Here is an 8,710-nt window from a genome sequence, read left to right as displayed (position 1 = left end):
GAGCCTGCCTCAGAGACATCTCATGCGTTGCGACGCTCGATTTTGTCCACGAGATCCGCTCTCAAAGACATTTCGGCTTGTTGGTTCACCCGAGTTGTCTCTGAGAACAGAAGCACCTACCAAAATCACCCAACCATCTTCTCCTCCGAAAACCGGGTGCGTTGAATATGGATGAGTCTGGCGGATAACCCGACTCCTGCAGCGAGTAGCCCAAATGACAAACCAATCCAGTAACCAGCCGCACCCAAATCAGTGAAGTGAGCTAGCCCCCATCCCGCTGGTAAGCAGATGAGCCAGTAGGCAATCAATGTCATTACGAACGCGATGTTGACATCCTTGTATCCTCTTAGAGCAGCCTGTGCTGTTGCTTGAATGGCATCTGACACCTGGAAGAATAAAGCGTAAATCAAGAATTGGGCAGTTAAGCCTATGACTGCTGTCTCCGTTGAATACAATCCTGCCACCTCGTAGCGGAAGAAAATAACAAATAACCCTGTTACTAGAGCGATGCTTGTGGATATGGCAATCCCGAGCCAACTATATATTTTCGCATCCTTATAGCGGTGTGCACCGACCTCATACCCAACTAAAACCGTTAATGCCATCGAAACGCTCACCGGAATCATATAGAGGAACGAAACAATATTCAAAGCGGATTGATACGCTGCAACGGTAGTGACTGAGTATTTACTAATTAAAATGGTCACAACCGCAAACATACTTGTTTCAAAAAAGGTTGATAGCCCCATGGGGATACCGATTTTTAAAATCTCCATGCTTTCTTTAAAGGTAAACCCTCTAAGCCCCACGAAGACCTTATAAGAAGAAAACGGTTCTTTCGTAATCACGATAAAAGCGGTAATTACAACAATAACCCAATACGTAATTGAGGTTGCAATTCCTGCTCCCCCTCCACCGAGTGCCGGAAAGCTCCATGCCCCAAAAATCAACACATAGTTTAATAGAAGATTAATGGGTACAGATACCAATAAAATAATCATGACTACTCTCGTAATCCCTAATGCATAAATAAATGAGCGCAGGACATTAAAAATAAATAGCGGAATGATTCCAAAACTTAAGCCCACTAAATAATCATATGCAGTCTGATGAACACTTTCGGGCAAATTCATCATCGTTAACAACGGATTTAAAAAGATGACTCCTGCTAAAATAACCACTAAACCAATGATAAAGCTTAAGTAAATCCCACTTGATACAACTGTCGATACTTCATTGCCCTTCTTTTCCCCAAATCTTTGGGCAGCGATTGGTGAAACGGCTAGTAAAATTGCACTGAGACCCGTAAAAATGGGATTCCATATTGAAGAACCAATCGCAACTCCAGCCAAGTCAGCGGAATTAAATCGACCCGTCATAATTGTATTAAAAAAGACCATGGAAAACATGCTGAGCTGCGTAATTAAAATCGGGATCAGCATCACAAAAATCAATTTTACTTTTTCTCTAATGGTGTTTGTTTCGTACATGACACGTTCTCCTTTTGCAATAAATCGAACACATAACCATTATTATATTCCATCCGACATCGAAATGAATACTTTTTTCCCTTCCCTTTACACTAATTTCATATTTTAGTTGCCAATTTTCTGTTATATTTAAAAGTAGATTAAGACTTTTGGAGGGGAGGATCCATGTGTCTCGACTTACAGATCACTTACTCGTTATTTCATTTGACTGTCTATCATCACTAGATTTCCCCATCATCGAAAAGCTTCCTAATTTTAAGAAGCTATTAGAACAGGCGTCATATTGCCGGAATGTTGAAACGATCTACCCTTCTGTGACTTATCCCTGTCATGCGACGATTGTCACTGGTAAGTTTCCAAGGAATCACGGAATCGTGAACAATACATTTATTCAGCCAGGACGACTTTCACCGGATTGGTATTGGCATAGACGTCATGTAAAAAGTACGACATTATATGACGAAGCTAAAAAAGCAGGCATGAAGACAGCCGCTCTTCTATGGCCGGTCACAGCAAAGGCAAATATCGATTACAACATGCCGGAGATTTTCGCAAATCGCCCTTGGCATAATCAAATTTTAGTTTCCTTATTTAACGGGAGTCCACTCTATCAATTGGAGATGAATCGTAAATTTGGACATCTACGAAATGGCCTTAACCAGCCTGAACTTGATGATTTTGTACTCGAGTCAACGGTCGAAACGATTAAGACGAAAAAGCCAAATTTGATGCTTGTTCATTTTGTCGATTTGGATTCCCAGCGTCATTATCATGGTTTTTCCTCGGATGAAGCAATGGCTGCCCTTCGTCGTCATGATGAAAGGCTTGGTAGAATGATGAACGCACTTAAAGAAAGTGGAATCTTTGAAAAAACAACCATCATAGTATTAGGCGACCATAGCGCATTAGATGAGTCAAAAGCGGTTAAGCCGAATGTGCTATTAAAAAAAGCAGGACTTATTTCCGTGAATAAAGGTAAAGTGATAGATTGGAAGGCCTATTGCAAAAGCTGTGATGGCTCAGCATATATTTATATCAAAGATAAAAATGATACAAAAACACAAGAACAGGTAAATGCTCTTTTTACAGAACTAAGCAAAAATGAGGACAACGGAATCGAACACATTCTTTCTAGTCGTGAAACTAAGCAAAAAGGAGCCGATGACAACGCTACATTGATGCTAGAAGCGCGCCTCGGCTACTATTTCAAAGAACAACTTGAAGGTGAGTATATTGATGAAATCCAAGCTGAAGATGTCCGCGAAAAACGCTATACGTTCGCAAGTCACGGCTACTCACCCGAAAAAGAAAATTACACAACCGTGCTCATCGCATCTGGAAAAGGAATTCGACCAAACATCGAAATTCCAGCCATGAACCTAGTAGACGAAGGTCCTACCTTCGCCCGTTTATTAGGCCTAGACCTCGGAGAAACCGACGGTCGTGTTGTTGAGGATTTATTGGATCACGGGGGCCACGGGGACAGATCTCCTGGTTCAGTTTCATTTAAATAATGGGACCACCGGGACGGTTCTCCTGGTTCCAGTCAAAAATAAATAGCTAAGGGACCAGTGGAACCGTCCCTCTGGTTCACTTTAAAGGGGGTTATGGGATGAGGAGCTTTACGAAACAGGAATCGAGTTGGATGTATTATGATTGGGCCAATTCGGCGTATTCAATTATTATTACAACAGCTGTTTTCCCGATTTTTTACAAGACTGCAGCAACGAATGCGGGCGTCGATCCAGCAGATTCGACGGCTTATCTGGGTTACACCATTGCCATTTTTACATTTATTTTAGCGATGCTTGGTCCTATTTTAGGAACAATCGCGGATTACCAGGGCTACAAAAAGAAATTTTTCACATTCTTCTTTGCTTTAGGGGTATTGGCTACTGCTTTATTAGCCTTTATGCCAAGTGATAATTGGCTGCTCTTATTAATTGTTTATACGTTTGCTGCACTAGGCGCAACAGGTGCGAATGTGTTCTATGATGCCTTTCTCATCGATGTCACTGATGAGGAAAAAATGGACCGCGTCTCTGCACGCGGATATGGGCTCGGCTATATCGGTAGTACGATTCCATTTCTACTTGCAATTGCAATTATATTACTTGCACAAAAAGAAATACTGCCGATTTCAGCAATAGTTGCCAGCAAAATTGCCTTTCTTATCACAGCGGTTTGGTGGGGACTGTTCTCGATTCCCATCTTTAAAAATGTGCATCAGCGCTACTACATTGAGCGTGAACCAAACCCAGTCTTAAATAGCTTCAAACGACTTGGAACCACCTTTAAGGAAATCAAAAAATACCGTGCTGTGTTCTTGTTCTTAGTTGCCTATTTCTTTTATATTGACGGTGTTGGCACCGTTATTTCGATGTCAACGGCATACGGAACAGATCTTGGAATCAGTGCTACAAATCTATTAATCGTTCTCTTTGTAACACAAGTTGTGGCTGCCCCATTTGCAGTCCTTTACGGAAGATTGGCACAAAAATTCACTGGTAAAAAGATGCTCTATGTAGGAATCTTCGTCTACATTATTGTTTGTGTGTATGCTTATTTCTTAAAAACGACCCTGGATTTCTGGATCCTCGCCATGCTTGTTGCAACATCCCAAGGCGGAATTCAAGCATTAAGCCGCTCTTATTTTGCAAAGCTTGTACCAAAGCAAAATGCGAATGAGTTCTTTGGTTTTTATAATATTTTTGGAAAGTTCGCGGCAATCATGGGACCGTTATTAGTTGGTGTAACAGCGCAAATAACAGGCAAGTCAAATACAGGTGTATTCAGCTTAGTTATCCTGTTCATCATTGGTTTTATCATTCTATCTCGTGTTCCTGAACCAAGCGAAGCGAAATAAAGTGAAACTTCCATCAGTAGGGGGGTTCTTCCCCACTGATGGTTAGTTGAACCAATCGGGCTTTTACGGGCAGTTGACTCCACATATCTTCTTACTCCCTCAAAATCTTGAATTTGGGTCTTACTGCCCGTTAATGCGGGGAAATGCATGTTATAATGAGGAAAAAATCGAAAAAGAGGACTATAAATGGAGAAAAAAGAAATTGAATACAAACTACGCGAGCTAAAACTAGACTATGTTCGCCTTCAAAATGATCTAGAAAAATTAGATTCTGTGAACGGCAATATCGCACCATTGGAACGTCAAATTGGAGAAATCGAAGAAGAGATTAGCGCATTGTCTAAACAGCTGCGTGAAATGTAAAGGAGTTGCAACCAAAGCGGTTGCAACTCTTTTTTCATAGAAACATAATCGTTCTTGCTATTGAGCTTAGATGCGCTTCATCTGCCCACAAAATGAAGTAATTATAGGTTGAACCTTCAATTTTTACTGGAGCAGGGTATCTGACGATGGCTGCTGCTTGCCGTTTCATTTCAGGTGGTTGGTCTGCAGATGGATAAATTAAGCAAGCCTCTTGACCACGTATTCTTGTTTGGTAAACCCGAGGGGTTGAGCCATATGGCATTAATTTGTGGAATGCCTCTCCCTGGCACACTTCATGAATATCATCTCCACCGCCAATTGCAGAGATTTGAAAAAATCCATCTACCCCTTCATATCTCTCCTTCTCCACCTGATGCCAGTTCGATGGATAATGGAATTGCACTCTATAGGTTTCATTTGTATAAACCGCGATTGCAGGAAGAGTCTTTCCTGAAGACCAGCTCAGATTCCCAATTAGAGGTTCTCTTATGAGCATGACAGGTGAAGGATTCTGTAAATCTACCATCCACATTTCCGTAGCAAATTCCTGTTCAGAGCAGCCAGATAAATAGGCAATTGAACGACCATCTGGCGACCATGTAACCGGTGTTGCATAGCAAGAAGACTTCGTAAGCACACGCTCGTTTCCACCGCTTTTTCCGACAACACGTATTTCATTATAATAGCCGGTTCCTTCATTGTAGGCTGTTGCACTAAAGGCAATTTGCCCCGAATTCGGTGACCATGTTGGGTAGAAATTTTTCGCCTGCTCCCCGCCTTTAATTTCATATACCTCTCCTGAAGACAAATCAACTGTACGAATCAGTGAAATACTCGCTCCCGGTGTCGTATAGAGGGCAATTGTTCCATCTGGAGAAAGTGAAACATCATTTAATGGTCCCTCTGTATTTTTCGTAATTTGTCTTCTCCCTGATCCATTTGTAGCAATACGGAATAATTGCTGGATGCCTGAAGAATCCACTCCTTGAAAAAGGAGCTCCCGTCCACTTGGAAACCACTGAACATCAGATGCGCCAGGTGCTGAAATACTTGTTGACCGGTGTGACAAAACATCATACATCATAATTTGATTTCGCGTTGTATAAGCCAATGTCCGATGATTTGGAGACCAATCCAATGTTAGATCCTCATTCGGTCCGAGTTGATCAATTGCCGCAATCCGTCCTGTTGCAAGGTAAATTACATATACAATCCGACTTTTCCCAACAAACGCGATTTTACTGTTATCCCCTGACCAAAAAGGCTTTGTAAATGAATCGCCTAGCCCATGGGTAATCTGCACCCGAGCCCCATTTTGAACATGAAAAAACCAAATATCATATTGCTCACCATGACCCGAAGTATAGGCAATCACCCCACTTGGTCGTACCCTATCATAAAATGACAAAATACATCATCCTCTCCAAGATGTCTTTTGCCTATTTTATTCAATCTTTCAAAATCGGTTCGACCTACTACTTTCAGTGTATTTATTTTTTCCAAAGAATAGTTTGTCCCTTACAGCATAGAGTGATAGAAAAAGGGAGGATTAAATCATGCATAAAACATTTTCTAGCCTGAATCTCATTCGATATTCTGTTGCCTATGTGTTTATTACAGCAAGCGCTTTGAAGCTTCTAAGTAATGAACTTAGCGCTGTCTTTATGAATCTACCATTACCTGCACCAGGATTTGTCATGTATGCAGTCGCCATTCTTGAAATTATCTGTGGTATTCTCATCGCAATTAATAAGGAAGTAAAAAAAGCAACGATTCCGTTACTCGTCATTATGGTTGCAGCAATCCTTTTAGTAAAAGTTCCGATTTTACATACAGGCTTCCTACAATTCGCATTTGCAGCAAGACTCGATATTGTCATGCTGGCATTATTATACATTCTATATAATTCACACCAAAAATAATTGAAAAACTATCCAACTATGGAAGTGTTAAACAGATTGCATCCGCAATCTGTTTGTTTTTTTAATAAAACAATTATAAAAAGCCTTTTCATTTCACCTAAAATTATAAACCTTATAAAATATTATCCCAAATCGGAATTTTCATTAGTTTGACATAGTGAAACAATTTGAATTATTATACCAATATACTATTTTGGAGGTTTTGTTATGTCAGGCTATAATAGACAGAAAATTGTGGACAGTGTCCCTCAAAAAGGATTCTTCGGGCATCCTAAAGGACTATTCACTCTTTTCTTCACAGAATTCTGGGAGCGATTCTCGTATTATGGTATGAGAGCAATTCTCGTATTCTATATGTATTATGAAGTATCTAAGGGTGGGCTAGGACTTGATCAGCACACCGCCCTTGCCATCATGTCCATTTATGGATCACTTGTTTATATGTCAGGTATTATTGGTGGTTGGTTAGCAGACCGGATCTTCGGTACATCAAAAGCCGTGTTCTACGGTGGTATTTTAATTATGTTAGGTCATATTGCATTATCGATACCTGGAAATATAACTCTATTCTTTGTTTCCATGGTGTTAATTGTACTCGGTACAGGATTATTAAAACCGAACGTATCTAGTGTTGTCGGTGAGATTTATAGTGAAACAGATTCACGTCGTGATGCTGGATTTAGTATTTTCTATATGGGTATCAACCTTGGTGGATTCCTTGCTCCAATAATCGTTGGTGAAGTAGGAATGAAGCATAATTTCCACTTAGGTTTCGCGATTGCCGCTGTCGGTATGTTCATAGGATTAATCATGTTTGTTCTTACAAAGAAAAAAAATCTTGGCCTTGCTGGGACAATCGTTCCAAACCCGCTTGCACCAGCTGAAAAGAAAAAAGTTTATACTCAAATAGTAATAGGTGCTATCATTCTTGCAATTTTAGTAGCAATTGCAATTCCTACAGGTATTCTTACCTTTGATTCATTTATCGCACTTATTGGTATACTTGGTTTCTTAATCCCAACTATTTATTTTGTTACGATGTATCGCAGTTCAAAAACAACAGATGTGGAGCGCTCAAGAATCTTAGCGTATATCCCATTATTTATAGCAGCTGTTATGTTCTGGTCTATTCAGGAGCAAGGTGCAACGATTTTAGCTAACTATGCAGATACACGAACACAATTACATTTCGCAGGCTTTGATATTTCACCTGCTTTGTTCCAATCTCTAAACCCATTATTTATTATCATGTTTGCCCCTATTTTTGCATGGATGTGGGTTAAGCTTGGAAATCGTCAACCTTCTGTACCGAAAAAGTTCTCATTAGGATTGCTGTTTGCTGGTCTTTCATTCCTTGTCATTCTATTACCAGCCTATTTTGGTGGAACAGATTCCTTAGTTAATCCACTTTGGTTGGTACTCAGCTATTTCATTGTTGTTATTGGGGAATTATTAATTTCACCAGTGGGACTTTCCGCTACAACGAAATTGGCACCTGCTGCGTTTACAGCACAGATGATGAGTTTATGGATGCTTTCTAATGCGGCAGCTCAAGCGCTTAACGCACAGCTTGTTAAGTTCTATACACCTGAAACAGAAATGACTTATTTTGGAGTAATTGGTGGGGCATCGATTGTTTTAGGTATCATCCTATTATTCGTATCACCTAAGATCCAAAAATTCATGAAGGGTGTTAACTAATAGTAATACTGGTTTAAGTAAAAGATAATATGACATAAAAGTAGCGTGAAGAGTATTCTCACGCTACTTTTTATTTTTAATGGGATTTTCCTTTTAAAGATAGTCCCAAATTAGGTCGGTCCGAATCAACCTTTCATTTGGACTCACTTCCTGGATTTCCCGTTCGAGCTGTGTTTTGTCTCTGAGTGAGGGTCTCAGAGACATTTCAGCGTTTTTTCCCGAGTGTTTTGTCTTTGAGCGAAGGCCTCAGAGACATTTCAGTGCTTTCGCTCGAGTGTTTTGTCTTTGAGAGTGCGCCTCAGAGACATTTCGGTGCTTTCGCCAGAGTGTTTTGTCTCTGAGCGATGGTCTCAGAGACATTTCGGTGC

The 8,710-nt window shown here is 40.4% G+C and carries 7 protein-coding genes; 5 read left to right on the top strand and 2 right to left on the bottom strand.

Annotation, left to right across the window (positions count from 1 at the left end; translation table 11 throughout):
- Nucleotides 1-125 precede the first annotated feature (125 nt).
- Nucleotides 126-1,490, bottom strand: a complete 1,365-nt coding sequence (locus V7112_RS10445; RefSeq protein ID WP_335418764.1) for an MATE family efflux transporter — start codon at nt 1,488-1,490, stop codon at nt 126-128.
- Nucleotides 1,491-1,657: 167 nt separating this feature from the next.
- Here V7112_RS10445 and V7112_RS10440 point away from each other — a divergent pair, with 167 nt between their 5' ends.
- The 3 genes from V7112_RS10440 to V7112_RS10430 all read left to right on the top strand — a co-directional run bounded on the left by V7112_RS10440 (nt 1,658) and on the right by V7112_RS10430 (nt 4,719).
- The gene (locus V7112_RS10440) at nt 1,658-3,004 is read left to right on the top strand and encodes an alkaline phosphatase family protein (protein ID WP_335418761.1); all 1,347 of its coding nucleotides are present in this window, start codon (nt 1,658-1,660) and stop codon (nt 3,002-3,004) included.
- Nucleotides 3,005-3,102: 98 nt separating this feature from the next.
- A complete protein-coding gene (locus V7112_RS10435) occupies nt 3,103-4,356 on the top strand; it encodes an MFS transporter (RefSeq protein WP_335418758.1) in 1,254 nt (417 codons plus the stop codon).
- 186 nt (nt 4,357-4,542) lie between these two features.
- Nucleotides 4,543-4,719, top strand: a complete 177-nt coding sequence (locus V7112_RS10430; protein WP_335418755.1) for an SE1832 family protein — start codon at nt 4,543-4,545, stop codon at nt 4,717-4,719.
- Nucleotides 4,720-4,753: 34 nt separating this feature from the next.
- Here the strand turns inward: V7112_RS10430 and V7112_RS10425 are convergent, their stop codons facing one another.
- Nucleotides 4,754-6,127 carry a hypothetical protein gene (locus tag V7112_RS10425; protein WP_335418753.1) on the bottom strand — a complete coding sequence of 458 codons (1,374 nt, stop codon included), beginning with the start codon at nt 6,125-6,127 and terminating at the stop codon, nt 4,754-4,756.
- A gap of 148 nt (nt 6,128-6,275) precedes the next feature.
- Between V7112_RS10425 and V7112_RS10420 the strand changes: the two genes are divergently transcribed.
- Both V7112_RS10420 and V7112_RS10415 read left to right on the top strand, forming a co-directional pair.
- On the top strand, nt 6,276-6,641 hold the full coding sequence (locus V7112_RS10420) for a DoxX family protein (RefSeq protein WP_335418750.1): 366 nt from the start codon (nt 6,276-6,278) through the stop codon (nt 6,639-6,641).
- 207 nt (nt 6,642-6,848) lie between these two features.
- The gene (locus V7112_RS10415; RefSeq protein WP_335418746.1) at nt 6,849-8,342 is read left to right on the top strand and encodes a peptide MFS transporter; all 1,494 of its coding nucleotides are present in this window, start codon (nt 6,849-6,851) and stop codon (nt 8,340-8,342) included.
- Nucleotides 8,343-8,710 lie beyond the last annotated feature (368 nt).

The organism is Bacillus sp. JJ1566, from assembly GCF_036962685.1.
GTDB lineage: Bacteria > Bacillota > Bacilli > Bacillales > Bacillaceae_L > Ferdinandcohnia.
This window is presented reverse-complemented; position numbering and strand designations above follow the sequence as displayed.